Annotated in this window: 25 protein-coding genes and 1 tRNA gene; 13 read left to right on the top strand and 13 right to left on the bottom strand. The window is 51.8% G+C overall.

Annotation, left to right across the window (positions count from 1 at the left end):
* Positions 1–22: 22 nt before the first annotated feature.
* Positions 23–499: an FxsA family protein gene (locus tag OGY04_RS18945; RefSeq protein WP_003025457.1), complete on the top strand. Its 477-nt coding sequence runs from the start codon at positions 23–25 to the stop codon at positions 497–499.
* A gap of 49 nt (positions 500–548) precedes the next feature.
* Here OGY04_RS18945 and yjeH read toward each other — a convergent pair whose 3' ends face one another.
* Positions 549–1,814 (bottom strand): L-methionine/branched-chain amino acid transporter, encoded by a 1,266-nt coding sequence (gene yjeH / locus OGY04_RS18940; protein WP_219987350.1) that lies wholly within the window; start codon positions 1,812–1,814, stop codon positions 549–551.
* Positions 1,815–2,089: 275 nt separating this feature from the next.
* On the opposite strand from yjeH, the gene OGY04_RS18935 reads away from it, so the two are divergent.
* The 3 genes from OGY04_RS18935 to OGY04_RS18925 all read left to right on the top strand — a co-directional run bounded on the left by OGY04_RS18935 (position 2,090) and on the right by OGY04_RS18925 (position 4,676).
* Positions 2,090–2,383 (top strand): co-chaperone GroES, encoded by a 294-nt coding sequence (locus tag OGY04_RS18935; protein ID WP_000027827.1) that lies wholly within the window; start codon positions 2,090–2,092, stop codon positions 2,381–2,383.
* A gap of 43 nt (positions 2,384–2,426) precedes the next feature.
* Complete coding sequence (groL, locus tag OGY04_RS18930; protein WP_048236304.1) at positions 2,427–4,070, top strand: chaperonin GroEL; 1,644 nt, start codon at positions 2,427–2,429, stop codon at positions 4,068–4,070.
* 252 nt (positions 4,071–4,322) lie between these two features.
* A complete protein-coding gene (locus OGY04_RS18925) occupies positions 4,323–4,676 on the top strand; it encodes a DUF4156 domain-containing protein (RefSeq protein ID WP_003025468.1) in 354 nt (117 codons plus the stop codon).
* A gap of 88 nt (positions 4,677–4,764) precedes the next feature.
* Here the strand turns inward: OGY04_RS18925 and yjeJ are convergent, their stop codons facing one another.
* Both yjeJ and epmB read right to left on the bottom strand, forming a co-directional pair.
* Positions 4,765–5,628, bottom strand: a complete 864-nt coding sequence (gene yjeJ / locus OGY04_RS18920) for a YjeJ family protein (RefSeq protein WP_071446089.1) — start codon at positions 5,626–5,628, stop codon at positions 4,765–4,767.
* 183 nt (positions 5,629–5,811) lie between these two features.
* On the bottom strand, positions 5,812–6,840 hold the full coding sequence (gene epmB / locus OGY04_RS18915) for an EF-P beta-lysylation protein EpmB (protein ID WP_286585826.1): 1,029 nt from the start codon (positions 6,838–6,840) through the stop codon (positions 5,812–5,814).
* Positions 6,841–6,881: 41 nt separating this feature from the next.
* Between epmB and efp the strand changes: the two genes are divergently transcribed.
* The 3 genes from efp (at position 6,882) to ecnB (ending at position 7,894) form a co-directional block, all read left to right on the top strand.
* A complete protein-coding gene (gene efp / locus OGY04_RS18910; RefSeq protein WP_003025478.1) occupies positions 6,882–7,448 on the top strand; it encodes an elongation factor P in 567 nt (188 codons plus the stop codon).
* A 57-nt stretch (positions 7,449–7,505) separates the two neighbouring features.
* Positions 7,506–7,640: a lipoprotein antitoxin entericidin A gene (ecnA, locus tag OGY04_RS18905; RefSeq protein WP_003830568.1), complete on the top strand. Its 135-nt coding sequence runs from the start codon at positions 7,506–7,508 to the stop codon at positions 7,638–7,640.
* Between the two features lie 107 nt (positions 7,641–7,747).
* On the top strand, positions 7,748–7,894 hold the full coding sequence (gene ecnB, locus OGY04_RS18900) for a lipoprotein toxin entericidin B (RefSeq protein WP_003025482.1): 147 nt from the start codon (positions 7,748–7,750) through the stop codon (positions 7,892–7,894).
* Between the two features lie 31 nt (positions 7,895–7,925).
* Here the strand turns inward: ecnB and OGY04_RS18895 are convergent, their stop codons facing one another.
* On the bottom strand, positions 7,926–8,525 hold the full coding sequence (locus OGY04_RS18895; protein ID WP_286585824.1) for a helix-turn-helix transcriptional regulator: 600 nt from the start codon (positions 8,523–8,525) through the stop codon (positions 7,926–7,928).
* A gap of 255 nt (positions 8,526–8,780) precedes the next feature.
* Here OGY04_RS18895 and sugE point away from each other — a divergent pair, with 255 nt between their 5' ends.
* On the top strand, positions 8,781–9,098 hold the full coding sequence (gene sugE, locus OGY04_RS18890) for a quaternary ammonium compound efflux SMR transporter SugE (RefSeq protein ID WP_000118520.1): 318 nt from the start codon (positions 8,781–8,783) through the stop codon (positions 9,096–9,098).
* Here the strand turns inward: sugE and OGY04_RS18885 are convergent.
* A complete protein-coding gene (locus OGY04_RS18885) occupies positions 9,095–9,628 on the bottom strand; it encodes a lipocalin family protein (protein WP_001221666.1) in 534 nt (177 codons plus the stop codon). The genes sugE and OGY04_RS18885 overlap by 4 nt on opposite strands.
* Before the next feature lie 93 nt (positions 9,629–9,721).
* Complete coding sequence (locus OGY04_RS18880) at positions 9,722–10,867, bottom strand: class C beta-lactamase CMY-119 (RefSeq protein ID WP_063859734.1); 1,146 nt, start codon at positions 10,865–10,867, stop codon at positions 9,722–9,724.
* Between the two features lie 131 nt (positions 10,868–10,998).
* Between OGY04_RS18880 and ampR the strand changes: the two genes are divergently transcribed.
* Positions 10,999–11,874, top strand: a complete 876-nt coding sequence (ampR, locus tag OGY04_RS18875; protein ID WP_032942161.1) for a LysR family transcriptional regulator AmpR — start codon at positions 10,999–11,001, stop codon at positions 11,872–11,874.
* Between the two features lie 41 nt (positions 11,875–11,915).
* Here ampR and frdD read toward each other — a convergent pair whose 3' ends face one another.
* Genes frdD through frdA form a run of 4 tightly spaced genes read right to left on the bottom strand, consistent with a single transcriptional unit; the run spans position 11,916 to position 15,206 of the window.
* Positions 11,916–12,272, bottom strand: a complete 357-nt coding sequence (gene frdD / locus OGY04_RS18870; RefSeq protein ID WP_003025535.1) for a fumarate reductase subunit FrdD — start codon at positions 12,270–12,272, stop codon at positions 11,916–11,918.
* Positions 12,273–12,282: 10 nt separating this feature from the next.
* The gene (gene frdC, locus OGY04_RS18865) at positions 12,283–12,678 is read right to left on the bottom strand and encodes a fumarate reductase subunit FrdC (protein ID WP_003025537.1); all 396 of its coding nucleotides are present in this window, start codon (positions 12,676–12,678) and stop codon (positions 12,283–12,285) included.
* Between the two features lie 10 nt (positions 12,679–12,688).
* Positions 12,689–13,423 carry a fumarate reductase iron-sulfur protein gene (gene frdB / locus OGY04_RS18860; protein ID WP_003025540.1) on the bottom strand — a complete coding sequence of 245 codons (735 nt, stop codon included), beginning with the start codon at positions 13,421–13,423 and terminating at the stop codon, positions 12,689–12,691.
* Complete coding sequence (gene frdA, locus OGY04_RS18855; protein ID WP_003830519.1) at positions 13,416–15,206, bottom strand: fumarate reductase (quinol) flavoprotein subunit; 1,791 nt, start codon at positions 15,204–15,206, stop codon at positions 13,416–13,418. The genes frdB and frdA overlap by 8 nt, the downstream gene beginning before the upstream one ends.
* A 324-nt stretch (positions 15,207–15,530) precedes the next feature.
* On the opposite strand from frdA, the gene epmA reads away from it, so the two are divergent.
* Both epmA and yjeM read left to right on the top strand, forming a co-directional pair.
* Positions 15,531–16,508 (top strand): elongation factor P--(R)-beta-lysine ligase, encoded by a 978-nt coding sequence (gene epmA, locus OGY04_RS18850; protein WP_003830517.1) that lies wholly within the window; start codon positions 15,531–15,533, stop codon positions 16,506–16,508.
* 214 nt (positions 16,509–16,722) lie between these two features.
* Positions 16,723–18,225 carry a glutamate/gamma-aminobutyrate family transporter YjeM gene (gene yjeM, locus OGY04_RS18845; RefSeq protein ID WP_008785995.1) on the top strand — a complete coding sequence of 501 codons (1,503 nt, stop codon included), beginning with the start codon at positions 16,723–16,725 and terminating at the stop codon, positions 18,223–18,225.
* Positions 18,226–18,406: 181 nt separating this feature from the next.
* On the opposite strand, the gene mscM is transcribed toward yjeM, so the two are convergent.
* The 3 genes from mscM to rsgA all read right to left on the bottom strand — a co-directional run bounded on the left by mscM (position 18,407) and on the right by rsgA (position 23,852).
* The gene (gene mscM / locus OGY04_RS18840) at positions 18,407–21,721 is read right to left on the bottom strand and encodes a miniconductance mechanosensitive channel MscM (protein WP_008785996.1); all 3,315 of its coding nucleotides are present in this window, start codon (positions 21,719–21,721) and stop codon (positions 18,407–18,409) included.
* Between the two features lie 17 nt (positions 21,722–21,738).
* Positions 21,739–22,707, bottom strand: a complete 969-nt coding sequence (gene asd, locus OGY04_RS18835) for an archaetidylserine decarboxylase (protein WP_048212901.1) — start codon at positions 22,705–22,707, stop codon at positions 21,739–21,741.
* 92 nt (positions 22,708–22,799) lie between these two features.
* Positions 22,800–23,852 (bottom strand): small ribosomal subunit biogenesis GTPase RsgA, encoded by a 1,053-nt coding sequence (rsgA, locus tag OGY04_RS18830; RefSeq protein ID WP_191553955.1) that lies wholly within the window; start codon positions 23,850–23,852, stop codon positions 22,800–22,802.
* Between the two features lie 105 nt (positions 23,853–23,957).
* Between rsgA and orn the strand changes: the two genes are divergently transcribed.
* On the top strand, positions 23,958–24,503 hold the full coding sequence (orn, locus tag OGY04_RS18825; RefSeq protein ID WP_071446082.1) for an oligoribonuclease: 546 nt from the start codon (positions 23,958–23,960) through the stop codon (positions 24,501–24,503).
* Positions 24,504–24,699: 196 nt separating this feature from the next.
* Positions 24,700–24,775 (top strand) — tRNA-Gly (locus tag OGY04_RS18820).
* The last annotated feature ends 3 nt before the right edge of the window (positions 24,776–24,778 follow it).

The following is a 24,778-nucleotide window of genomic DNA, read 5'->3' as shown; positions in this document are numbered from 1 at the left end:
CTGTTATTAACAGGAGATCCCTTTGCGCTGGATACCATTACTTGCCATTTTTCTCTATGTTTACATAGAGATATCTATTTTTATTCAGGTTGCCCATGTGATGGGCGTCCTGATGACGCTGATTTTGGTTATTTTTACATCGGTTATCGGTATGTCTCTGGTTCGTAATCAGGGATTTAAGAACTTTTTACTGATGCAACAGAAAATGGCGGCAGGTGAAAGTCCGGCTGCAGAAATGATCAAAAGCGTATCGCTGATTATTGCCGGTCTGCTGTTGGTGCTGCCCGGATTTTTCACCGATTTCCTCGGTCTTCTTCTTTTATTACCCCCGGTGCAAAAACATCTGACGATGAAACTGCTGCCACATTTGCGTTTTTCGCGTATGCCTGGCGGTGGTTTTAGCGCCGGAACGGGTGGCGGTGAGACTTTTGATGGTGAATTTCAGCGCAAGGATGACAAGCGCGACAGCATCGAACATAAAGACGATCGTCGGGATTAAGCATCAGTATGTAGGCCGGATAAGCGTTAGCGTCATCCGGCAAAAGTGTTTATAGGCCGGATGGTGGCGTCAACGTTGCCTTATCCGGCCTGCGGGGTAAAAACAGCCACAGTCCTGCCAGCATAATCAACGCGTACAGACTCTTCCAGCCGACCATCGCCAGTAGCAGTAGGCACAGCAGACCGCCAATGATCGCCAGTGCGCGATAATGCCCTTTCAGTAATCGACACCCCGCCAACATGCACAGCAAATAAATCATAATAAAGATGCCGTTGGCGTAGACGATTAACGCATCGAGATTGATTTGCAGCATATAGATGCACAGAGTACTGATTACGCAGCAGCCCAATACGGCGTTTAGCGCATTGCGCGGAAGGTGTCGGGGGGACAGACGAGCCAGATAACTCTCCGGCTTATACTGCGCTTGCGACCAGACCAGCCGGGCGAAGCTTTGTATATAAATGTTGAGGCTGGCAAAACAGGCCAGATAACCAATGATGCAGGCGACCCACAGAGCTTGTACGCCAAACAGTTGCACGACGATCTCTGGCAGCGACGCTGCGGCCGCCATTTGCTCGCCGTAGGCACCAAAATGGAGAACGACAACGGTGCATGCCCAATAAACAGACCCTGCCAGCAGCAGGCCGATCATCAGTGCGCGTGGGAAGTCTCGCTCCGGATTTTTGAATTCAGACGCCAGGTGAGCAAACGCTTCAAGGCCGACAAAGCACCAGAACATGACCGACAACGCGGCGAACAGGCCGGGAAGCTCAATATCGGTAATCGCAGGGAAGGGGATTTCGCCAGGTGTCAGATCGCCCGCCCACCAGATAGCAACAATCAGGGCAACAATCAGTCCTGCAATGACCGTTTGTAGATTCGCGCTGGAGCTTGCGCCGCGAGAGCCGATGTACCAAACCAATGCCAGCGTACCGAGCTCAGCCAGCAAAAGCTGCTCGTCATGCCAGCCAAACATCGCCTGACCGAATCCGGCGGCGATATGCAATGCCGCAGGCAAACCGACAGGAATGACCGACAAAAATAGCCATCCGGTGACGCGCTCCAGGCGCGAACCAAAGGCCATGCCGACAAAATGCGCCACACCGCCTGCGCTGGGAAAATGACGACCCAGTACGGCGAAGACAATCGCTACGGGAAAGACCAAAACAATCAGCACCGGCCATGCCCACAGGCTGTTGTTGCCCGCAACCAGTGCGGCCAGCGCGGGGACGGCAAAAACGCCTGTACCTAACAATGATGTCGACAACAGGCCAACGCCCTGAGCCAGTCCCAGCTCTTGTTTCAGTCCGCTCATAAGTTGTTATCCGGTTATGCCCATTGACCGGGCTACAGCGCAGATTTTTGATGGTATCACAATCAGATTTGCTTATGACGACGTGACTGAAATCGTTATGAAATGTGAGGTGCGTCGGCGTTTTGACGGGATTTTCTGCTGATAAAAAATTTTTTTCGCTTGCCCCCTTGAAGGCACAAAACCCCATCCCCATCTCTCTGGTCACTAGCCGGGAAACCGTTTACGGGCCGGCGTCACCCATAACTGATAAAGACTTTCTCAAAGGAGAGCTATCAATGAGTATTCGTCCGTTACATGATCGTGTGATCGTCAAACGTAAAGAAGTTGAATCCAAATCTGCTGGCGGCATCGTACTGACCGGTTCTGCAGCAGGTAAATCAACTCGTGGCGAAATCATCGCTGTCGGTAAGGGTCGCATCCTGGACAACGGTACCGTACAGCCGCTGGACGTGAAAGTCGGCGATATCGTTATTTTCAACGATGGCTACGGAGTTAAATCTGAGAAGATCGACAATGAAGAAGTGTTGATCATGTCTGAAAGCGACATCCTGGCGATTGTTGAAGCCTAATCCGCGAACGACACTGAACATACGAATTTAAGGGAAAGAGAAAATGGCAGCTAAAGACGTAAAATTCGGTAACGACGCTCGTGTGAAAATGCTGCGCGGCGTAAACGTACTGGCAGATGCAGTGAAAGTTACCCTCGGTCCAAAAGGCCGTAACGTAGTTCTGGATAAATCTTTCGGTGCACCGACCATCACTAAAGATGGTGTTTCCGTAGCACGTGAAATCGAACTGGAAGACAAGTTCGAAAACATGGGTGCGCAGATGGTGAAAGAAGTTGCCTCTAAAGCGAACGACGCTGCAGGTGACGGTACTACCACCGCAACCGTACTGGCTCAGTCCATCATCACTGAAGGTCTGAAAGCCGTTGCTGCGGGCATGAACCCGATGGATCTGAAACGTGGTATCGACAAAGCTGTCGCTGCTGCTGTTGAAGAACTGAAAGCACTGTCCGTACCGTGCTCCGACTCTAAAGCTATTGCTCAGGTTGGTACCATCTCCGCTAACTCCGACGAAACCGTAGGTAAACTGATCGCTGAAGCGATGGACAAAGTCGGTAAAGAAGGCGTGATCACCGTTGAAGACGGTACCGGTCTGCAGGACGAACTGGACGTGGTTGAAGGTATGCAGTTCGACCGTGGCTACCTGTCTCCTTACTTCATCAACAAGCCGGAAACTGGCGCAGTAGAACTGGAAAGCCCGTTCATCCTGCTGGCTGACAAGAAAATCTCCAACATCCGCGAAATGCTGCCGGTTCTGGAAGCTGTAGCGAAAGCAGGCAAACCGCTGCTGATCATCGCTGAAGATGTTGAAGGCGAAGCGCTGGCAACTCTGGTTGTTAACACCATGCGCGGTATCGTGAAAGTCGCTGCGGTTAAAGCACCTGGCTTCGGCGATCGTCGTAAAGCAATGCTGCAGGATATCGCTACCCTGACCGGTGGTACCGTTATCTCTGAAGAGATCGGTATGGAGCTGGAAAAAGCAACTCTGGAAGATCTGGGTCAGGCGAAACGCGTTGTTATCAACAAAGATACCACCACCATCATCGATGGCGTGGGCGACGAAGCTGCAATCCAGGGTCGCGTGACTCAGATTCGTCAGCAGATCGAAGAAGCAACTTCTGACTATGACCGTGAAAAACTGCAGGAGCGCGTAGCGAAACTGGCAGGCGGCGTTGCGGTTATCAAAGTTGGTGCTGCGACTGAAGTTGAAATGAAAGAGAAGAAAGCCCGCGTTGAAGATGCCCTGCACGCTACCCGTGCTGCGGTAGAAGAAGGCGTGGTTGCTGGTGGTGGTGTTGCGCTGATTCGCGTTGCGTCTAAAATTGCCGGCCTGAAAGGTCAGAACGAAGACCAGAACGTAGGTATCAAAGTTGCGCTGCGCGCAATGGAAGCTCCGCTGCGTCAAATCGTTCTGAACTGCGGCGAAGAGCCGTCTGTAGTGGCTAACACCGTAAAAGCGGGTGACGGTAACTACGGTTACAACGCTGCAACTGAAGAATACGGCAACATGATCGACATGGGTATCCTGGATCCAACCAAAGTAACTCGTTCTGCTCTGCAGTACGCGGCTTCTGTTGCGGGTCTGATGATCACCACCGAGTGCATGGTTACCGACCTGCCGAAAGGTGATGCGCCTGACTTAGGTGCTGCCGGTATGGGTGGCATGGGTGGAATGGGCGGCATGATGTAATTTAATCTTCATACTTCAAGCCGCAGGTTCGTTGGCCGCGTTCGTTCACCCCAGTCACTTACTCATGTAAGCTCCTGGGGATTCATGAACTTGCCGCCTGCCTGCAACTTGAATTATTTGATTAAATACGCATCTCGCGAAAAATGAGAAACCCTCGGGCAGAAATGTCTGGGGGTTTTTCTTTTGGTCATCTTTTTAGTATATGATTCAGCTACGGACATAACGTCCAACTAATTGATTATGGGGAATGACATGCACGTGAAATATTTAGCAGGGATCGTTGGTGCCGCGCTACTGATGGCGGGTTGTAGCTCCAGCAACGAACTGAGTTCTGCCGGGCAAAGCGTCCGTTTTGTTGAAGACAAGCCTGGCGCAGAGTGTCAACTGATCGGCACCGCAACTGGTAAGCAAAGCAACTGGCTTTCAGGCCAGCACGGCGAAGAGGGCGGCTCAATGCGTGGCGCAGCAAACGATCTGCGTAACCAGGCTGCGGCAATGGGCGGTAACGTGATTTATGGCGTCAGCAGCCCATCGCAGGGAATGCTGTCCAGCTTTGTTCCTACCGCCAGTGAGATGATTGGACAGGTTTATAAGTGCCCTAATTGAGAACTGCTGCTGATGCCGGATGGCGACGCTAAAGCGTCTTATCCGGCCTACGGTACGAATGATCGTAGGCCTGATAAGCGCAGCGCCATCAGGCATTCTGAGTCTTATGCGCAGACTGAACGCGTAAATGATGCAATGCGCGCAGGCACTGATCCTGATTGAGCTTTTGCGTCTTATCACCCGTCAACGTTCTGACAAACACCTGGCACGGTACACCGGCAAGTTTTTTCAGCCGCGGGCTGAAGTCGAGAAGACGGCGAGTAATGGCTTCGGCTTCTTTGCTACCGGAAAGGGCGCGAGTTTTCACTACCGAACCACAGAACTGGGCTTTTCCTTTATTGTCTGTATAGCGGTAAATAATCGCCAGATAATGATTAAACAGGTTATGTTTCCATTCGGGTTGTGTATAAGAGTCGTATTCCAGATTGTCGTTTTGCTGACAATCAACATCGTACAGCGGCAGGAAATCCAGCAGCGATGTTATTCGTAGCGCGAGTTCTCTCATGCCAGCATTATTTATTGCGTGAATAATTGCATGCGCCAACACCTGAATCTGTAATTCATTAACCAGTAATTCGCATGTTTGTCCGTCATGTAACGTCAGAGAAAATGTTAAATTCTCGCCTTTGTCATCCACTAACATCAGCGAATTTATGCGACGGTTAATATCCGCATTTTTTAGTTCATCTTCCTGAATTGACGGAATATTCTCGTGCATTTTTTTGCTGGCTTTATCACATGTCTTTTCATATTGCATACGCTCGTCTGTGTTTAGCTGTGAAATGGCGTACAGCCGGCTCTCCAGCGCGATAAGCAGGTCTCTAAGTCCAAGTGGAGAGAGAAAAAAGAGAGATTCTTTGTTTCTTGGTTCTTTTATTTTTAATGCCATGGCAACAAATTCATTCTTTTGGCGAATAATGCCAGTATTAACGCCCTTAATACTTATAGCCATAAAAGGTTCTCCCTAACCATATATTTATTAATATTCTGCATTTGAAACTATTGATAAAATTTACGAATGAATAATTGAACTGCGCTAATTAAAATAGCACAGATTAAAAGCGAGGCTCCACTTGTGGGGATTTAAATAATAAGTAATCGTGGTGAGTGTCCGGAATCGGACACTCAGTAATAGCTATTGTTGACGTAACTGCAGATCCAGCGGTGTTTTACTTGGCTCTCCACCAATTTCACGCGCCAGTTTGGGGACCATATAGCCGGAAACTAGCGTCAGAAGCTCACGCATAATGCGACGCGCTTCGTCGTCGCTGACCATAAAGTGTGCGGCACCCTGCACTTTATCCAGCACGTGCAGGTAATAGGGCATCACACCGGCATCAAACAGTGCGTTGCTAAGGTTAGCCAGGGTTTGTGCGTTATCGTTCACGCCACGAAGCAATACGCTTTGGTTGAGTAACGTAACGCCCACGGCGCGCAGACTGCTCATCGCCTGGCGAAACGTCTGATCAACTTCATTGGCATGGTTAATGTGATTGACCAGCAGAATCTGCAAGGAGGAGTGCGCAAAACGCTCGACCAGTCCTTCTGTAATGCGCTCCGGGATCACTATCGGCAAACGGCTGTGAATACGCAGGCGCTTAATGTGCGGGATAGCTTCCAGTTGCGTGAGCAACCAGTCCAGTTCGTGGTCCTTGGCCATTAACGGATCGCCACCAGAGAAGATGATTTCATCCAGCTCAGGGTGCGCGTTAATGTAGTCGAGGGCGACCTGCCAGTTGCGCTTATTGCCCTGATTTTCGGCGTATGGGAAATGCCGGCGGAAGCAATAGCGACAATTTACCGCGCAACCGCCTTTAACCAGCAGCAGTGCCCGATTGCGATATTTATGCAGCAGACCGGGAACCACGCTGTGCTGTTCTTCCAGTGGGTCGGTTGAGTAGCCTGGCGCGGCCACAAACTCTTCCTGGGCAGTCAGTACCTGACGTAAAAGCGGATCGTCCGGGTTGCCTTTCTCCATGCGGGCAATAAACGCACGCGGTACGCGCAGGGCGAAAAGCCGTCTCGCGTCGCGTCCGGCCAACAGTTTTTCATCTGCATCTATGTTCAAAAGATGCAGAAGTTCATCGGGATCGGTCACAACATCGGCAAGTTGCGATAACCAATCTTCTCTGGATGGGGTATTTAGGGTTACAATATGCGCCATTTTGTGGCTTAGCTACCAGTTAACAATTTTCAGAGGGCCTTATGGCAACGTACTATAGCAACGATTTTCGTGCTGGTCTTAAAATCATGTTGGACGGCGAACCTTATGCGGTTGAAGCCAGCGAATTCGTTAAACCAGGTAAAGGCCAGGCGTTTGCGCGCGTTAAGCTGCGTCGCCTGCTGACCGGTACTCGCGTAGAGAAAACCTTCAAGTCTACTGACTCCGCTGAAGGCGCAGACGTAGCCGACATGAACCTGACCTTCCTGTATAGCGACGGTGAGTTCTGGCACTTTATGAATAACACCACTTTCGAACAGCTGGCTGCAGACGAGAAAGCGGTAGGCGATAACGCTAAATGGCTGCTGGACCAGGCTGAATGCATCGTGACCCTGTGGAACGGTCAGCCGATCTCCGTAACTCCGCCGAACTTTGTTGAGCTGGAAGTTGTTGAAACCGACCCAGGTCTGAAAGGCGATACCGCTGGTACTGGCGGCAAACCGGCTACCCTGTCTACCGGCGCAGTCGTTAAAGTTCCGCTGTTCGTACAGATCGGCGAAGTGATCAAAGTGGATACCCGCTCCGGCGAATACGTTTCTCGCGTAAAATAAGTCTTCCATTTGATCTTATGGCGCAGGTTGCTGCGCCATACTTTTTCCAGGGCAGGAATGATGAAACGTCTTCTCGGTCTTGTAATGCTACTCCTTTTCACCAGCACCCTCCTGACAGGATGCAATACTGCGCGCGGCTTCGGTGAAGACATCAAACATCTTGGCAATTCAATTTCTCACGCCGCCAGCTAATCCTTTCATATAGTCTTAAAAACGGGTGTTTATCCATCACACTCCCGGATCTTGTCTATTATTAAGTAGCTATACACAAACAATATTGGCTAGAAAAGGAAGACGTTATGGTTAAGAAGACAATTGCTGCGATCTTTTCTGTGTTGGTACTTTCTTCCGTTTTAACCGCGTGTAATACCACACGAGGCGTAGGACAGGATATCTCTGAAGGCGGTAGCGCAATCTCTGGTGCAGCGACAAAAGCTCAGCAATAATGAAGAACGGTACGACGTACGTGTCGTACCGTTAATCTCCCTTCCCTGGGAGTGAAAGGAACGGCGAGAAGCGGTTCCCCAGGTGCAGTTTCATACGGATATTCCGCTTATAGGTGTAGACCGTTTTGCCATGAATGCTGAGCGCGGCGGCAATGGCATTGTTACTCACACCATCCATCCACATTGATAATACTTTCTCCTCCTGCGGCGTAAGCAAAGGCGTGGCGTTTTTGGCTATTTCTAATGCGGGGCGAACCTGAAGCGCTTCCTGAATTGTGTTGGAGAGTGTGTTCAGCGTGGTGTGCTTGGTCAAGACCGAATGGGCTACGGATTGAGAGGGCACGATGGGGGCATACTGTCTGTCTGCTGATTGCAGTAAAATCAGTGGGATGACACCACAACTCATAAAAAAAGGTTTAATTGGCGGACTGGAGTGCGTCTCGCTAATAAAACTGTATAAATCCGCGATCACCAGATGCGGTTTCCATTGCAAAATATGCTCTTTTGCTAACAGGAGATTATTGATTCCTGATACCAGAAATGAGGAGCTGAACCTGCCAGAATGATTAAGCAAGGCCTCTATCCCTGTGCGGGTAAAGTGGCACCGGTCAATCACTAAAATTTTAAGCATAAACGTTTCGCATTCAGAAGAGGGGCAATCGACTTTCTGGTTTCAGAAAGCCCTTCATCATAGAGAACTCCGATGAGTGCAAATGCGGGAACTACGCCGCTAATTATGCTTAATTCTTGCTTTTAGCAGGCGGTGAATAAAAAGGTTGAAATTCATTTTCTTCCGGGCAAAAATGCCATTTCACACATCAGCTTTGCAGGACGACCTGCAAACGCTTCATTCACCGGGGACGGCCCCATAGTTCTGGAGCCTGATATGTCCTGGATCGTTTTATTAATTGCAGGTTTGCTCGAAGTTGTCTGGGCGATTGGCCTGAAATACACCCACGGTTTTACGCGTCTTACGCCAAGCATTATCACTATTGCGGCGATGATCGTCAGTATCGCCATGCTCTCCTGGGCAATGCGCACGTTGCCTGTAGGAACCGCTTATGCGGTCTGGACCGGTATTGGCGCTGTTGGGGCGGCCATTACAGGGATTTTGCTGCTGGGTGAGTCTGCCAGCCCGGCACGTTTGCTGAGCCTTGGGCTGATCGTTGCTGGTATTATTGGTCTGAAGCTGAGCACTCACTAAGCGCCAGGCTGTTTCACCCAAATCAGTTTGTTCACTTCAAACCCTTCCCGGGTCGCGATGGCTAACATTTGCTGTTTCATTTCATCTGAAATAGTCGGGGTCCGTGAAAGGATCCACAGGTAGTCGCGATCCGGGCCACAAACCAGCGCGTGACGATATTCCCGGTCGAGTGCAATTACGTTATACCCGCCATAGAAGGGGCCGAAAAAAGAAACCTTAAGCGCGGCTCTGCTTGGGTCGCCGGTGAAATAGGCTTTCCCTTCCGTTTTCTGCCACATCTCCCTGTCAGGGTTATAGCCCTTGTTAATAACGTTGATGCCGCCGTCGTCGCGCAAGCTGTATGTTGCGGTCACTTTATCCAACCCGCGCTCGAAACGATGGTCGAAGCGCGCAATTTCATACCAGGTTCCCAGATAGCGTTTGGCATCAAAGTTATTTACCACGGTAACGCCTTTCGGCGGTGTCGGGGAGCTACACGCGACAACCAGGAATGCAGCCGTAACTGCAGCAACGACGGGCAAAATGCGCATGGGATTTTCCTTGCTGTATTTTTGTTAAGTGTAGATGACAACAGGAAAAAAAGAGAAAGAAAGGAGGCCCAATATCCTGGGCCTCATCGTCAGTTATTGCAGCTTTTCAAGAATGCGCCAGGCCGCCTCGACACGGACAGGGTTAGGATAGCTTTTGTTTGCCAGCATCACGATGCCAAGGTTTTTTTCTGGAACGAAGGCTACGTAGCTGCCAAATCCTCCAGTGGATCCCGTTTTATGCACCCATGAGGCTTTCACTGCCGGGGCGGGCGGGTTTACCTCAGCGGCGGGAAGCGCTGCCAATGCCACTTTGCTGTCACTGCCGTTGATGATCGAATCAGCTTTCAGCGGCCAGTTCAGCATCTCCCAGCCTAATCCCTGGTACATATCGCCAATACGCCAGTAGCGAGACTGCGCAAGCGCAATGCCCTGCTGGAGCATTTTCTCCTGAACGCGGCTGGCATCCATGTTGACCTGAATCCAACGGGCCATATCAATAACGCTGGATTTCACGCCATAGGCTTCGGCGTCAAGTTGTCCCGGAGAAACGTGTACAGGTTTCCCTTCGCGATAGCCCCAGGCATAATCTTTTTGTTCGCTTTGCGGAACTGTAATCCAGGTATGCGCCAGTTTTAATGGTTGCAGGACGCGTCTGGTCATTGCCTCTTCGTAACTCATTCCTGAGGGTTTCACCGCCAGCGCGCCAAACAGACCAATGCTGGAGTTAGCGTAAAGACGCTTAGCGCCCGGGGTCCATTGCGGCTGCCAGTTTTGATAAAAACGCAGTAATGCGGCTTTATCCGTAACGTCATCGGGGATCTGCAGCGGTAGGCCGCCTGCCGTATAGGTGGCTAAGTGCAGCAGGCTGATACCCTGCCACTGTTTGCCTGTCAGTTCTGGCCAGTATTTCGTGACCGGATCGCTGAGCTTAATTTCGCCGCGGGCGATAGCATCGCCGCCCAACACGCCGTTAAACGTCTTACTGACCGACCCTAGCTCAAACAGCGTTTGCTGCGTGACTGGGTGGTTATTGGCGATATCGGCTTTACCCCAGGTGAAATAATAGGGTTTTCCCTGGTAGATAACGGCAACGGCCATACCCGGAATAGCCTGCTCCTGCATCAACGGGGTGATGGTGCGATTAACGATATCGGCAATCTGTTGTTCTGTTTTGGCGGAGGCAAACGTGGAGAAAGAGGCTGTCAGCAGCAGAGCGCAGCATAACGATTTTTTCATCATGAAATCAGTTCCGTAATTAAAAGCAAAAGGGTGTCCGGGCCCGTCAGACGCAATCAGTGTGTTTGATTTGCACCGTGTTGACAAACGGTTAAATTTAGCAGCAGATATAAGTTTTTCTAACAGGCCGGATGATGACGCGTAGCTATATCCCTCTTAACTCGCTGCGGGCTTTTGAAGCCGCGGCCAGACATCTCAGTTTTACCCGCGCCGCGATTGAGCTCAATGTGACGCATTCTGCCATCAGCCAGCATGTAAAATCGCTGGAGCAGCAGCTAAATTGTCAGCTTTTTGTGCGCGGTTCTCGTGGATTAATGTTGACGACTGAAGGGGAAAGTCTGTTACCTGTACTTAATGACTCTTTTGATCGTATGGCGGGGATGCTGGATCGTTTTGCCACCAAACAGACCCAGGAAAAACTTAAAATTGGCGTGGTGGGGACCTTTGCGGTTGGGTGTCTGTTTCCTCTACTGGGCGATTTTAAGCGCAGTTACCCGCATATTGATTTGCATATTTCTACCCATAATAACCGCGTGGATCCCGCTGCCGAAGGACTGGATTATACTATTCGCTACGGAGGGGGAGCCTGGCATGATACTGACGCGCAATATTTATGTAGCGCGTTGATGTCTCCACTGTGTTCGCCAACATTGGCTTCGCAGATTCAAACGCCTGCGGACATCCTGAAATTTCCGTTATTACGATCGTATCGGCGGGATGAATGGACGCTTTGGATGCAGGCCGCCGGAGAGGCACCCCCGTCACCAACGCACAACGTGGTGGTGTTTGATTCGTCCGTCACCATGCTGGAAGCCGCGCAGGCGGGGATCGGTGTGGCAATTGCGCCAGTCAGAATGTTCACGCATTTACTCAGTAGGGAACGAATCGTTCAACCGTTTTTAACGCAGATTGATTTGGGTAGTTACTGGATAACGCGTTTGCAATCGCGTCCGGAGACACCGGCGATGCGTGAATTTTCCCGTTGGTTGACAGGAATGCTGCACAAATAAAAAGGCCCGCCAATGGCGGGCCTGATAATTAACGCATGTACTTAGATGGTCAGAATACCAATAGCCGTTACAACGGTCAGGATTGCTGCCAGTCCATAGAATACCCATTTGCCAGCAGGCACGTGGATTTTCAGGTCATGCATCGCGTGGTGCATACGGTGTAAACCACACCACAGCGGCAGAACGATCATCAGGAACAGAAACGCACGTCCGATGAAGCTCTGAGCGAATGCCAGTACGCGTTCATAGCTGAAAGCATCAGGAACAAAGCCCAGCGGCAGCATAATGCCTACCAGCAGGATCATTACTGGCGCAATGATTGCGCTCCACATACCGCCTGCACCAAACAGGCCCCAGAATACGGGTTCGTCAGAGCGTTTTGGATTTGGATTAATCATTCCGGACTCCTTACCAGAACAGGGCAACAAACAGTATGACTACTGTCGCAACCACAGTAACTGCCCAGAGACCTTTGATGATCGGCTCTGGCCCCATTTTTTCGTCTTTTACGATGATATTGGCTGCTTTTGGCGCCAGCTCAAACCAGGTTTTGGTATGCAGCAGCGCTGCTGCCAGGGCGATAATGTTAAGGATTACCACCACCGGGTTTTGCAAAAAGGCGACAAAGCCCATCCAGGACTCTGCACCATGCTTGAGTGCAAACAGGCCGATAATCAGTTCAATGCTGAACCAGACTGCCGGAACTGCCGTGCCTTCACGCAGCATGTAAAAACGATAAAATGGCAGCTTTTTCCACCAGGTGGACGTCATTGGCCGCACATAGGCTTTACGTTTAGTCGTCATCGTGCACTCCTTAGCGTGGTTTCAGGGTAGCGATAAGAAAGTCTTTTGAACTTTCAACTTTACCCTGCTGAATGGCCGCAGCCGGATCGACGTGTTTCGGGCAGACTTCGGAGCAGTAGCCCACGAAAGTACAGGTCCAGACGCCGTTCGGGCTGTTCAACTGAGCCATACGCTCCTTCTTACCGTGGTCGCGGCTATCTTCGTTGTAACGATGCGCCAGCGTAATCGCAGCCGGTCCAATGAACTCAGGGTTCAGACCGAACTGCGGACACGCGGCATAGCACAGACCACAGTTGATGCAACCGGAGAACTGATGATACTTCGCCATCTGCGCCGGAGTCTGGGTGTTTGGACCCTGATCCGGTGTACGCGGGTTACCGATAATGTACGGTTTGATCGCTTCCAGGCTTTCGATAAAGTGCGTCATGTCGACGACCAGATCGCGCTCAATCGGGAAGTTGCCCAGCGCTTCAACCTTCATGCCGTTGGTGTAATCACGCAGGAAGGTTTTGCACGCCAGTTTCGGTACATTGTTGACCATCATGCCGCAGGAGCCGCAGATCGCCATACGGCAGGACCAGCGGTAGCTCAGGTCCGGTGCCAGGTTATCCTTGATGTAACCCAGCGCATCCAGCAGTGACGTGGTTTCATCATAAGGAACTTCGTAGAAAGCACTGTGCGGCGCGGTATCGGTTTCCGGGTTATAGCGCACCACCTCAACTTTCAGGTTTTTCATCTCAGCCATTCGCCTTCTCCTTCTTATCGGCTGCTTCCGCTTCGCCACCGTAAACACGTTTAGCCGGTGGCAGAGTGGTGATTTTCACGTCGCTGTATTCCAGGCGAGTCGTGCCGTCAGCATCGCGGAAGGCGAGGGTGTGTTTGAGGAAGTTCACATCGTCACGCTCGGTGCAGCCTTCATCCAGACGCTGGTGCGCGCCGCGGGATTCTTTACGCGCCAGAGCAGAGTGCGCCATACATTCAGCAACGTTCAGACCGTGACCCAGTTCGATGGTATACAGCAGGTCGGTGTTGAAGACGCTGGAGGTATCAGTGATACGTACGCGCTTGAAGCGTTCCTGCAGTTCCGCCAGCTTATCAACGGTTTTCTGCATGAGTTCCGGCGTACGGTAGATACCGCAACCTTCTTCCATGGACAGGCCCATTTCGTCACGGATCTTAGACCAGTTTTCGTTACCTTCCTGGTTAACCAGATCTTTCAGACGTTTTTCAACGCCAGCAACCTGTGCATCAAGAGCGGCACTGTTTGCAGCGCCAGCCGTTGCAGCGCGTTCTGCTGCCTGCTCACCGGCCATACGACCGAAGACCACCAGTTCTGCCAGGGAGTTAGAGCCCAGACGGTTAGCGCCATGCAGACCAACAGAGGAACATTCGCCGACAGCGAACAGACCTTTAATGCGGGTTTCACAGTGCTGATCGGTTTCGATACCGCCCATGGTGTAGTGCGCGGTCGGACGTACCGGGATCGGTTCTTTAACCGGATCGACACCCACGTAAGCTTTCGCCAGTTCGCAAATGAACGGTAAACGTTCGAGCAGTTTTTTCTCGCCGAGGTGACGCAGGTCGAGGTGAACCACATCGCCACGCGGAGTGGAAATGGTGTTGCCTTTGCGCCATTCGTGCCAGAACGCCTGAGAAACTTTGTCGCGCGGACCGAGTTCCATGTATTTGTTTTTTGGCTCGCCCAGCGGGGTTTCCGGACCCATGCCGTAGTCTTGCAGATAACGGTAGCCGTTTTTGTTGACCAGAATACCGCCTTCACCACGGCAGCCTTCAGTCATCAGAATACCGGAGCCTGGCAGACCTGTTGGGTGATACTGAACGAATTCCATATCACGCAGCGGAACGCCGTGGCTCAGCGCCATGCCCATACCGTCGCCGGTTACGATGCCGCCGTTGGTGTTGTAACGGTAAACACGACCTGCGCCGCCCGTTGCCATAACAACAGCGTTAGCACGGATTTGCACCAGCGTGCCTTCCATCATGTTCATGGCAACCAGGCCGCGAGCATGACCGTCGTCAACCAGGATATCCAGAACGAAGTGTTCGTCAAAGCGCTGAATCTGCGGGAACTGCAAAGATGTTTGGAACAGCGTATGCAGCATGTGGAAGCCGGTCTTATCCGCGGCAAACCAGGTACGCTCGATTTTCATGCCGCCGAAGCGACGTACGTTGACGCTACCGTCTTCACGACGGCTCCATGGGCAGCCCCATTGTTCCAGTTGCGTCATTTCAGTTGGGCAGTGGTGGACAAAGTAATCCACGACATCCTGCTCACACAGCCAGTCTCCGCCTGCTACCGTATCGTGAAAATGGTAGTCAAAGCTGTCATGATCCTGCGCGACAGCAGCAGAGCCGCCTTCGGCAGCAACGGTATGGCTGCGCATTGGGTACACTTTTGAGATCAGTGCGATTTTAGCGTTGGGATTTGCTTGTGCGGCAGCAATTGCAGCACGTAATCCCGCGCCACCGGCGCCTATAATGGCAAGATCGGCTTGAAAGGTTTGCACGACATTCCTCCAGATTGTTGTTATTTCATCCCTGCCTGAAATCAGATGCTTCATCGGCTTCAAACAGGTTATGAACGCGTTTCCACTGCTCCTTTATAGGTACAATAGTATAGTCTTAGGGATGTGCGGGAAATTTGACGTGTTCGATTTTTTTAGCGTGTCATAGGGGGGAATTATCATTGAATTTGATTAATTTAATTACTAAACCACCCTAAGTCGCTTTTTTTATCCAATTGCCAGTGATGATTAGTGCTGCCTGAAATTTGTCTCGTTAGCGCGATACGAGTAGACTTCGTGCCCTTGTCATAAATCGGAGAAACAACCATGAGCGAAACGGCAACCTGGCAGCCGAGCGCGTCCATCCCCAATCTGTTGAAACGTGCAGCAATTATAGCGGAGATTCGCCGCTTTTTTGCCGATCGTGGCGTGCTTGAGGTTGAGACCCCTTGTATGAGTCAGGCAACGGTAACGGACATCCACCTGTTCCCGTTCGAAACGCGTTTCGTTGGCCCTGGACACTCCCAGGGAATGAATCTCTATTTAATGACCAGCCCTGAATACCATATGAAGCGCCTGCTGGTGGCAGGATGCGGCCCGGTGTATCAACTGTGCCGCAGCTTCCGTAATGAAGAGATGGGGCGCCATCATAACCCTGAATTCACCATGCTTGAGTGGTATCGTCCGCACTACGATATGTATCGCCTGATGAATGAAGTGGATGATTTGCTCCAGCAGGTGCTGGACTGCTCACCTGCGGAAAGCCTTTCTTACCAGCAGGCCTTCCAGCGCCATCTGGAGATTGACCCGCTGTCTGCGGATAAAACCCAACTGCGGGAAGTGGCGGCGAAATTGGATCTCAGCAATATCGCTGATACCGAAGAAGACCGGGATACCTTACTGCAACTGCTGTTTACGATGGGTGTTGAACCGCATATTGGTAAAGACAAGCCGACGTTTGTGTATCATTTCCCGGCCAGCCAGGCATCACTGGCGCAAATCAGTACCGAAGATCACCGCGTGGCTGAACGTTTCGAGGTTTATTACAAAGGTATTGAGCTGGCGAATGGTTTCCATGAATTGACCGACGCGCGCGAACAGCAGCAGCGGTTTGAACAGGATAACCGCAAACGTGCCGCACGAGGCTTACCACAGCAACCTATCGATACCAACCTGCTGGAAGCGCTGAAAGTCGGCATGCCGGATTGCTCAGGCGTGGCGCTGGGCGTTGACCGTCTGGTGATGCTGGCGCTGGGCGCAGAGAGCCTGGCCGAGGTAATCGCATTTACCGTCGATCGCGCATAACTTACTCTTCTGCAATACAAAGTGGTGGCTTAATCGCCACTTTGTAGCATATTTTTTCATTTCCCCTCTAATAGCCACAATTTACACCTGGATATTTGATATCGTTTAGGTATCAATTCTGTGTTGTTTTTTTTATCGCTGAACTCTGCAAAGAGAGCAGTGCCAACCGGTGAGCGGCGTTTGTTAAACGCTTGCCAGAGTAAGGGATGGTTTAATGACCCAAACAATAAAAAAGATGAGCCTGATAGGTCTCATTCTCATGATATTTACGTCAGTTTTCGGTTTTGCTAATAGCCCCTCCGCGTTCTATTTAATGGGGTATAGTGCAATACCGTGGTATATATTTTCTGCATTATTATTCTTTATTCCATTTGCTTTAATGATGGCGGAAATGGGTTCTGCCTATCGGAAAGAAGAGGGGGGAATCTATTCGTGGATGAATAATAGCGTTGGACCACGCTATGCGTTTATCGGCACGTTTATGTGGTTTTCTTCTTATGTGATATGGATGGTTAGTACTGCGGCGAAAGTCTGGGTACCTTTTTCAACCTTCTTGTTTGGCGCAGACATGACGCAGCACTGGCGTATTGCAGGGCTTGAGCCTACGCAGGTTGTCGGGCTGCTCGCAGTCGGTTGGATGATCCTGGTGACCTGCGTGGCATCCCGGGGTATTAATAAGATTGCGCGTATTACGGCTGTAGGTGGAATTGCCGTAATGTGTCTTAATTTAGTTCTGTTGTTAGTGAGTGTCGCTATTTTGTTATTAACTGGTGGCCACTTTGCACAGGATATTAATTTCATCTCTTCGCCTAATCCCGGATATCAGTCTGGACTGGCAATGTTGTCATTTGTTGTGTTTGCCATTTTTGCTTACGGCGGAATTGAAGCTGTGGGGGGACTGGTTGATAAAACAGAAAAACCAGAAAAGAACTTTGCGAAAGGTATTGTCTTTGCCGCTATTGTCATTTCTGTTGGTTATTCACTGGCCATCTTTTTATGGGGCGTTAGCACCAACTGGCAGCAGGTATTAAGTAATAGCTCAGTTAACCTCGGGAATATTACCTATATCCTGATGAAAAGCCTCGGAATGACGTTGGGTAATGCGCTACATCTTTCCCCTGATGCCGCAATGGTGATGGGCGTATGGTTTGCACGTATTACCGGGCTTTCCATGTTTCTTGCCTATACCGGCGCTTTTTTCACCCTCAGCTACTCACCGCTGAAAGCGATTATTCAGGGCACGCCGAAGGCGTTGTGGCCCGCGCCGATGACCAAACTGAATGCCGTAGGGATGCCGACGACGGCAATGTGGTTACAGTGCCTGCTGGTGAGCCTGTTTATCCTGTTGGTTTCATTTGGTGGTGATACGGCTTCAGCGTTCTATAACAAACTGACGCTGATGGCGAACGTCTCGATGACGCTGCCGTATCTGTTCCTGGCGCTGGCGTTTCCGTTCTTTAAATCCCGTCCGGGTCTGGAAAGGCCGTTTGTTGTCTTTAAAACCCGAGCGGCGACGCTGCTGGCAACGGGAGTGGTCGTGCTGGTGGTGACGTTTGCTAATGTGTTCACCATCATCCAGCCGGTAATTGAAGCCGGAGACTGGAACAGCGCACTGTGGATGACCGGCGGTCCGATCTTCTTCTCACTGCTGGCGATGGCGATTTATCAGAACTACAGCCGTCGCACGACCAACGAGCCTGAGTGGGCGGTGGAATAAAGGCCATCTGGCGTTTATTGCCTGTTGCCGATCCGGACGCATATTAAGCTCGAAAATGTCTGTAATCGGCGATGAAATGCCCGATGGCGCAAGCTTATCGGGCCTACAGGTTAATTGCAGACCCGTAGGCCGGATAAGACCCCACGGGTCGCCATCCGGCATTTCTTGCCTGCATTGTGCGTTACAAACTCCCTGCCGGGCGACTGCCTCTTCCTGCAGAACTTAATGTTCTCCCTGTTTGCTTACCGCCGAGGCTCTCCAGACGCATCTGGAACGGAGGGAACGGCATATCAATACCGTGCTCGCGGAAGCCTGCCAGAATTAGCTGGTGGATTTCATGGCGCAGCGGCATGCGATGCCCCATTTCTGCGGCATAAATACGCAGTTCGAAGATTTGAATCCCCTGCTGCAGGTCAACCAGGAAGACTTCAGGTGCCGGATTATCGATAACCAGCGAACAGCGCTGTGCGGCAGTCAGCAGGATCTGCGTAACCTCCTCGCTGTTCGCCTCCGACGGTGCCGGGATGGTTAACACCACACGGGTAACGGAATCGGATAACGACCAGTTGATAAACTGTTCGGTGATAAAGGCTTTGTTGGGCACGATGATCTCTTTGCGGTCCCAGTCGCTGATAGTGGTGGCGCGGGTATTAATTTTCGTCACGCTACCGGTAAGGTCGCGAATCGTCACCGTGTCGCCAATGCGGATTGGTTTTTCAAACAGGATAATCAGACCGGAAATAAAGTTGGCGAAGATCTCCTGCAAACCAAAGCCCAGACCGACACCGAGAGCCGCCACCAGCCATTGCAGTTTGGACCATTCAATACCGATCATCGAGAAACCAACCAGACCGCCAATCAGCATCAGCAAATACTTGGTAATGGTGGTGATGGCATAACCGGTGCCGGGGGTTAAATCCAGATGTTGCAGTAGTGCCAGCTCCAGCAGTGCGGGTAGGTTGCGCACTAACTGGGTGGTGATGATAAATACCAGAATCGCGATAAGCACCGCGCCCAGCGTTATCGGTTCTAAGCTTTCCACGCCCTGAACCGTGGAGGTGACATCCCACAACGAGATGTTTTCCAGGAAGCCGAAAGCGGAATGAATTTCTGACCACAGTACAATGACCGAGAGCAGGGCGATAAGCATCAGGATAGAACGCACCAGGCGCAGCGATTGCGCGCTGATAGCATCCAAATCCACTTCGCTTTCATCAACGTCAATCGCGCCTTCAAGGCTGGTGGAATGCGGTGGTTCTTCTTCGCCCCGCGCGCGCTGCGCCAGCATTTCAGCGCGTCGATGCTTGGCGCGGTCAAACGCCAGACGGCGACGCTGAATCAGCATCCAACGGCGGATAACGTGATACACCACCAGTAATAAGAACCAAATCGCTACGGACGTTTCCAGACGTGCCAGCAGGGCTTGTGACGTGGCGAGGTAGCCTACTGCCGCGGCGAGAATGGCAATCAGCGGCGCACCCATCAGCATATTCCACAGCATGCTGTTAACCATGTTATCGCTGTTGCCCTCTTTATCGAGGTACAGCGGTATCCCGGCGCGTTTCAGGCTCAGGGTTACGACCGCCAGCGCACCGCAAATCAGAATAAAGCACAGACGTCCCAGTGAGGCGGAGAATTCCCGGTCATTGAGGTTATCAAACATAATCACCGCCATGATCAACGGGACAATCAGCCCGATGCTCATCAGGTAATAGTGCATGGCTTTCGCGACGCGGTTCCGCGGCCAGCCAAAGTGGGCAATGAACAGACCGTTGGGACGTGCAAAGGTGGCGCAGATCATTACCGCCCACAGCATGGGCACCGTGGCGGTAACGCCATCGCCGATCGCGACAGCCAACGGATAAGGCCAGGCTTCCTGCAATCCGTAACCGAGCGTTGCCCACAGCACTGGCAATGGTGAAGCGACGAGTATTGACCAGAATACCGTGCGTATTGTCAGCCAGAAGTGGTCCTGGGTGACTTTCCCGACCCGCGCGGACGAGCGTTCAAGGAAACGGGTGAAGTGCTTGCGCGAAGAGAGGCTAAAGCCAACTAACACCAACGCCGCGAACAGCGGTAGCAGCGTTTCTTTGCTGGTCAGCATCATGATGCTGGCTTTGCCCAACTGATTAAACGTATCTAATGAGATCAGACGCCGCAGATCCTGAACGATGTCGACAGGCCAGGAGAGGGAGATAGGGCTAACGTCTGACGTCCAGAACAGGTAGCGGTGCGTCGCTTCGTTGACCTCTTTTAGCGCATCTTCCAGTTGACTGTTGGAAACTTTGAGCTTGGTCAGCTCAAGGATCAGCGTATCGCCGCCCTGCAACAATGAGTTCAGCAGCTCACGCTGGGTGCGTAGCTGGGCGTTGAGGATGCTGCTCTGTTCAGCGGTCAGCGGTTGTCCATCGGCCTGATGAATCTGACGCAGCTGCGGCTGTTTGTTGAGGAGATCCTCATAGCGCATGCGGTGTACGCGAAGCTGCGCCATTTCGGTATCCAACTGCTGAGGTTTAGGCATTTCCGGCAGACGGGATACCTGCGCTCGCAGCGCTTCTCCCAGCATATTTGAAACCCCAAGCCACTGAGACTGCTCTCGCAGCGTATTCAATGCCTGACGCACCTGCAGCGTTTGGCTGGCGGCCTGACGCTGCTGCGAAGCGACCAAGTCCATACGCTGTGCTTGCTGGTTTAAGGCCTGAGACAGCTCGCGGTTTACCTTGAACTGGTCGACAATACCCTCCGGCAGTCCCGCGCTGTTTTCCGCCAGCAGTTCGGTGCTTTCCAGCGCTCGCTCAGCTTCACGCTGACGTTGACTGTTGAGTTGATTGCGCAAAGCCTGCAGGTAAGCGTCGAGTTGTTGACTCTGTTTTTCCGCCAGTTCGGAGCGCATACGCGCCAGTTCCTGACGGTTATTGGCGGAAAGCTGCGCCAGCTCCAGTTCATCGACCTGGGCTTTAAGTTTGGCGGATTCAGCCTGCATCGCCTGATTCTGTGCGGAATTGCCGTTGGCGGTACCAATGCGTCGCTCAAGCTCATTGAGCTGGCGGCGGGCATCGGTTTGCTGTTGAGGAAGCTGGCTTAACGAGTCGGCGATTTCCCGGGCGCGATCCTGCTCCTGCTGGGCTTGACGACTCTTTTCCAGCAGTTGGCTGCTAACCTGGAGGATCTCCTGGTTTAACGCATCGGTAGTGAGTCCGGTTGGCACATTGCGCGGTTCATCACGCAGGTTGCTAAGCTGTGCGCGTAACGTTGCGGACAGCTTGGGGAAGTTATCAATAACCTGCTGATATTGTTGGGCGCGCTCGAGAGAGCCTTTACGCTCCTCAAGGGCATTCAGCGCGGACTGGAGCGCCTCAACGGTTTCTGGCTGAGCGGGTTTTGCCGCTTTTGCCTGCTCCAGTTCCTGGGTGAGTTGTTTGGCATCGGGGGCCGTCGCAGCGTACGCCCCCAGGCTGAGGCACCAGGCCATCAGAAAAGTGATAATCAGGCGCACAGCAGCGATTCCTATGTTTAACTTTCGTCTTTTTTGTCGTCAACCAGCGGGCTGGCATCGTGTTCTGCTTCGATCTCTTCTTTCGCCAGCGGGGCCGGTTCTGCCTCTGGCGTCACGAAAGTCTCGGTCGAGATGGCCATTGGCTGGCCGATTTTGGTCACGGACAGATCCTGCAACTGCTCAACCAGGTTAACTTTGCCAGGTGCGAACAGGTTGATGACGGTGGAACCGAGCTTAAAGCGGCCCATTTCCTGACCTTTCAGCAGCGCCACCGACCCTTCGCTTTCGCCTTCCGGCCAGGTCCAGCGCTTGATGACGCCTTCACGCGGTGGGGTAATGGTGCCAGCCCATACGGTCTCAATGCTGCCGACGATGGTCGCGCCGACCAGAATCTGCACCATCGGGCCAAATTCGGTATCAAACAGACAGATTACACGTTCGTTGCGGGCAAACAGGTTCGGTACGTTTTGCGCAGTCAGGATGTTTACAGAGAAGAGATCGCCCGGCACATACATCATTTCACGCAGGATACCGTTACACGGCATGTGTACACGGTGGTAATCGCGTGGAGACAAGTAAGTGGTCACAAACGTACCGTTGCGGAATTTGTCCGCCATCTGATAGTTGCCAGCCAGCAGCGCTTCAAGGGTATAGCTGTGCCCTTTAGCCTGCAGCAGTTTGTCTTCCTCGATGTTGCCTAACTGGTTAATCACACCGTCAGCGGGCATGACCAGTACGTTTGGATCGGTATTAATCGGGCGAGCATCATCGCGCAGCGGGCGAACAAAGAAGTCGTTGAAGGTGCGATAGCTGGCGGTGTCCGGCTTTTGCGCCTCTTTCATATCGACCTTGTAATATTTCACGAACAGATCGATAACCAGTTTGGTCAGCCATCCCGCTCGTTTGCTCGCACCCCAACCCGCCAGGCGAGTGAGCCATAGTTTCGGCAGAATGTATTGTAGCGAAAGCTTAAATGAGTTTAACAAGGTAGCCTCCAGGCCATAATTTGTTCCCGATCCGGCATACGGGCCGGATCCTGAAAAAAGGGGGACGATTCTAGCGATGCTTAGCTTAGTTGTCAGTTGTCTGTATCAGAAAAGTTTTTACGCGTTTTTACCTGCGCCATGCTTTCCAGGATGCGGTGATAATTTTCAAACCGGGTTTCGGCTATGACCCCTTTTTCTACCGCCTCACGGATAGCGCAGCCTGGATCGGTATCATGCTTGCAGTCGCGGTATTTGCAATGGCCCAGGTAGTCATGAAATTCGACAAAGCCATGCGTGATTTGTTCCGGCTCCAGATGCCACAGTCCAAACTCACGTACGCCAGGGGAGTCGATAACGTCGCCGCCGTGTGGGAAGTGATACAGGCGAGAGGCCGTGGTGGTGTGCTGTCCAAGGCCGGAGTTGTCAGAGACATCATTGGTCAGGATCTCTTCCTGCAGGCCGAGGAGATTATTGAGCAGGCTGGATTTACCTACGCCCGATTGACCGGCAAAAATGCTGATGCGATCGGTTAATGCTTCTTCAAGCGGTTTCAGGCCGTCTTTAGTGCGGCTTGATACCATCAACACCTGATAGCCAATGTTGCGATAGATATCCATCTGTTCGTTAACGAAGGCCATGCCTTCATCATCCAGCAGATCGATCTTATTCAGCACGATAATCGGTTCAACGTGTAGCGTTTCGCAGGCTACCAGATACCGGTCGATAATATTGAGTGACAGCTCGGGTAAGATGGCTGAGACAATAACGATCTGGTCGATGTTGGCGGCAATAGGCTTTACCCCGTCGTAAAAGTCGGGGCGTGTCAGTACCGAAGTACGATCGTGTACCGCTTCAACGATACCTTTGACATTCACGCCTTCAGCTGCCGCTTTACCCGGGCGCCAGACTACGCGATCGCCAGTAACCAGCGAGCGAATTGTACGGCGGATGTTGCAGCGGTGAATTTCACCGTCAGCAGACTCTACGTCGGCATGCATGCCAAAACGGCTGATAACGATGCCTTCAGCGGTTTCGCCAAACAGGTTGTCGTCGTAGTCGGGCTTCTCCGTGGACGTTTTAAGACGACGCTGGTGATTGGCGTTCACACGGCGCTGTTGGCCTTTGGAGAGTTTATTCTTACTCAATCGGACTGGCTCCTGGTCGCCCATGATGGGCAAAACATTTATGATACACACAATTTTAGATCAATGTAGTCACACTGAATGTGACGCTGAAGGGTGGAAAATAGCATGAGTGCCAATGAAAACAACCTGATTTGGATCGATCTGGAGATGACAGGTCTGGATCCCGAGCGCGATCGCATTATTGAGATCGCCACGCTGGTGACGGATGCCAACCTGAATATTCTGGCTGAAGGACCGACAATTGCGGTGCACCAGTCCGACGAACAGCTGGCATTAATGGATGACTGGAACGTACGTACGCATACCGGTAGCGGGCTGGTGGAGCGCGTGAAGGCGAGCACCATGGGCGATCGTGACGCTGAACTGGCCACGCTGGCTTTTTTGAAAGAGTGGGTTCCGGAAGGGAAATCACCTATCTGCGGCAACAGCATCGGGCAGGATCGTCGTTTCCTGTTTAAATACATGCCGGAGCTGGAGGCGTATTTCCATTATCGCTATCTGGACGTCAGTACGCTCAAAGAACTGGCGCGTCGTTGGAAGCCGGAAATCCTTGCGGGCTTCACCAAGCAGGGAACACATCAGGCGATGGACGACATTCGTGAATCTGTTGCTGAGCTTGCTTACTATCGCGAACATTTTATTAATCTTTGATTTTGTTCTCCGGTGGCTTGCGCCACCGGTTTTTTGACGCTAAATTGTTCAGCTTGATTGCAAATTAATCACTTGAACGAATTTTCGAAAAAAACGCTTTCAGGGGGGTTGCAGCTAAACGGATTTCTCGTATAATGCGCCTCCCGTAACGACGCAGAAATGCGAATTACGACAGCAACAAAAGCAGTACAGATTTGCGGGAATAGCTCAGTTGGTAGAGCACGACCTTGCCAAGGTCGGGGTCGCGAGTTCGAGTCTCGTTTCCCGCTCCAAAA

The organism is Citrobacter sp. Cpo091 (genome assembly GCF_030332645.1).
GTDB classification, from domain to species: Bacteria; Pseudomonadota; Gammaproteobacteria; order Enterobacterales; family Enterobacteriaceae; genus Citrobacter; species Citrobacter portucalensis.
Note: the sequence above shows the minus strand (reverse complement) of the source record. Positions and strands in the feature narration are given on the sequence as shown.

Excerpts from the sequence above, each read along its gene's own strand:
- yjeH (WP_219987350.1), bottom strand. The coding sequence starts at position 1,814 with ATGAGCGGACTGAAACAAGAGCTGGGACTGGCTCAGGGCGTTGGCCTG.
- OGY04_RS18935 (WP_000027827.1), top strand. The coding sequence starts at position 2,090 with ATGAGTATTCGTCCGTTACATGATCGTGTGATCGTCAAACGTAAAGAA.
- groL (WP_048236304.1), top strand. The coding sequence starts at position 2,427 with ATGGCAGCTAAAGACGTAAAATTCGGTAACGACGCTCGTGTGAAAATG.
- OGY04_RS18925 (WP_003025468.1), top strand. The coding sequence starts at position 4,323 with ATGCACGTGAAATATTTAGCAGGGATCGTTGGTGCCGCGCTACTGATG.
- yjeJ (WP_071446089.1), bottom strand. The coding sequence starts at position 5,628 with ATGGCTATAAGTATTAAGGGCGTTAATACTGGCATTATTCGCCAAAAG.
- epmB (WP_286585826.1), bottom strand. The coding sequence starts at position 6,840 with ATGGCGCATATTGTAACCCTAAATACCCCATCCAGAGAAGATTGGTTA.
- efp (WP_003025478.1), top strand. The coding sequence starts at position 6,882 with ATGGCAACGTACTATAGCAACGATTTTCGTGCTGGTCTTAAAATCATG.
- ecnA (WP_003830568.1), top strand. The coding sequence starts at position 7,506 with ATGATGAAACGTCTTCTCGGTCTTGTAATGCTACTCCTTTTCACCAGC.
- ecnB (WP_003025482.1), top strand. The coding sequence starts at position 7,748 with ATGGTTAAGAAGACAATTGCTGCGATCTTTTCTGTGTTGGTACTTTCT.
- OGY04_RS18895 (WP_286585824.1), bottom strand. The coding sequence starts at position 8,525 with ATGCTTAAAATTTTAGTGATTGACCGGTGCCACTTTACCCGCACAGGG.
- sugE (WP_000118520.1), top strand. The coding sequence starts at position 8,781 with ATGTCCTGGATCGTTTTATTAATTGCAGGTTTGCTCGAAGTTGTCTGG.
- OGY04_RS18885 (WP_001221666.1), bottom strand. The coding sequence starts at position 9,628 with ATGCGCATTTTGCCCGTCGTTGCTGCAGTTACGGCTGCATTCCTGGTT.
- OGY04_RS18880 (WP_063859734.1), bottom strand. The coding sequence starts at position 10,867 with ATGATGAAAAAATCGTTATGCTGCGCTCTGCTGCTGACAGCCTCTTTC.
- ampR (WP_032942161.1), top strand. The coding sequence starts at position 10,999 with ATGACGCGTAGCTATATCCCTCTTAACTCGCTGCGGGCTTTTGAAGCC.
- frdD (WP_003025535.1), bottom strand. The coding sequence starts at position 12,272 with ATGATTAATCCAAATCCAAAACGCTCTGACGAACCCGTATTCTGGGGC.
- frdC (WP_003025537.1), bottom strand. The coding sequence starts at position 12,678 with ATGACGACTAAACGTAAAGCCTATGTGCGGCCAATGACGTCCACCTGG.
- frdB (WP_003025540.1), bottom strand. The coding sequence starts at position 13,423 with ATGGCTGAGATGAAAAACCTGAAAGTTGAGGTGGTGCGCTATAACCCG.
- epmA (WP_003830517.1), top strand. The coding sequence starts at position 15,531 with ATGAGCGAAACGGCAACCTGGCAGCCGAGCGCGTCCATCCCCAATCTG.
- yjeM (WP_008785995.1), top strand. The coding sequence starts at position 16,723 with ATGACCCAAACAATAAAAAAGATGAGCCTGATAGGTCTCATTCTCATG.
- orn (WP_071446082.1), top strand. The coding sequence starts at position 23,958 with ATGAGTGCCAATGAAAACAACCTGATTTGGATCGATCTGGAGATGACA.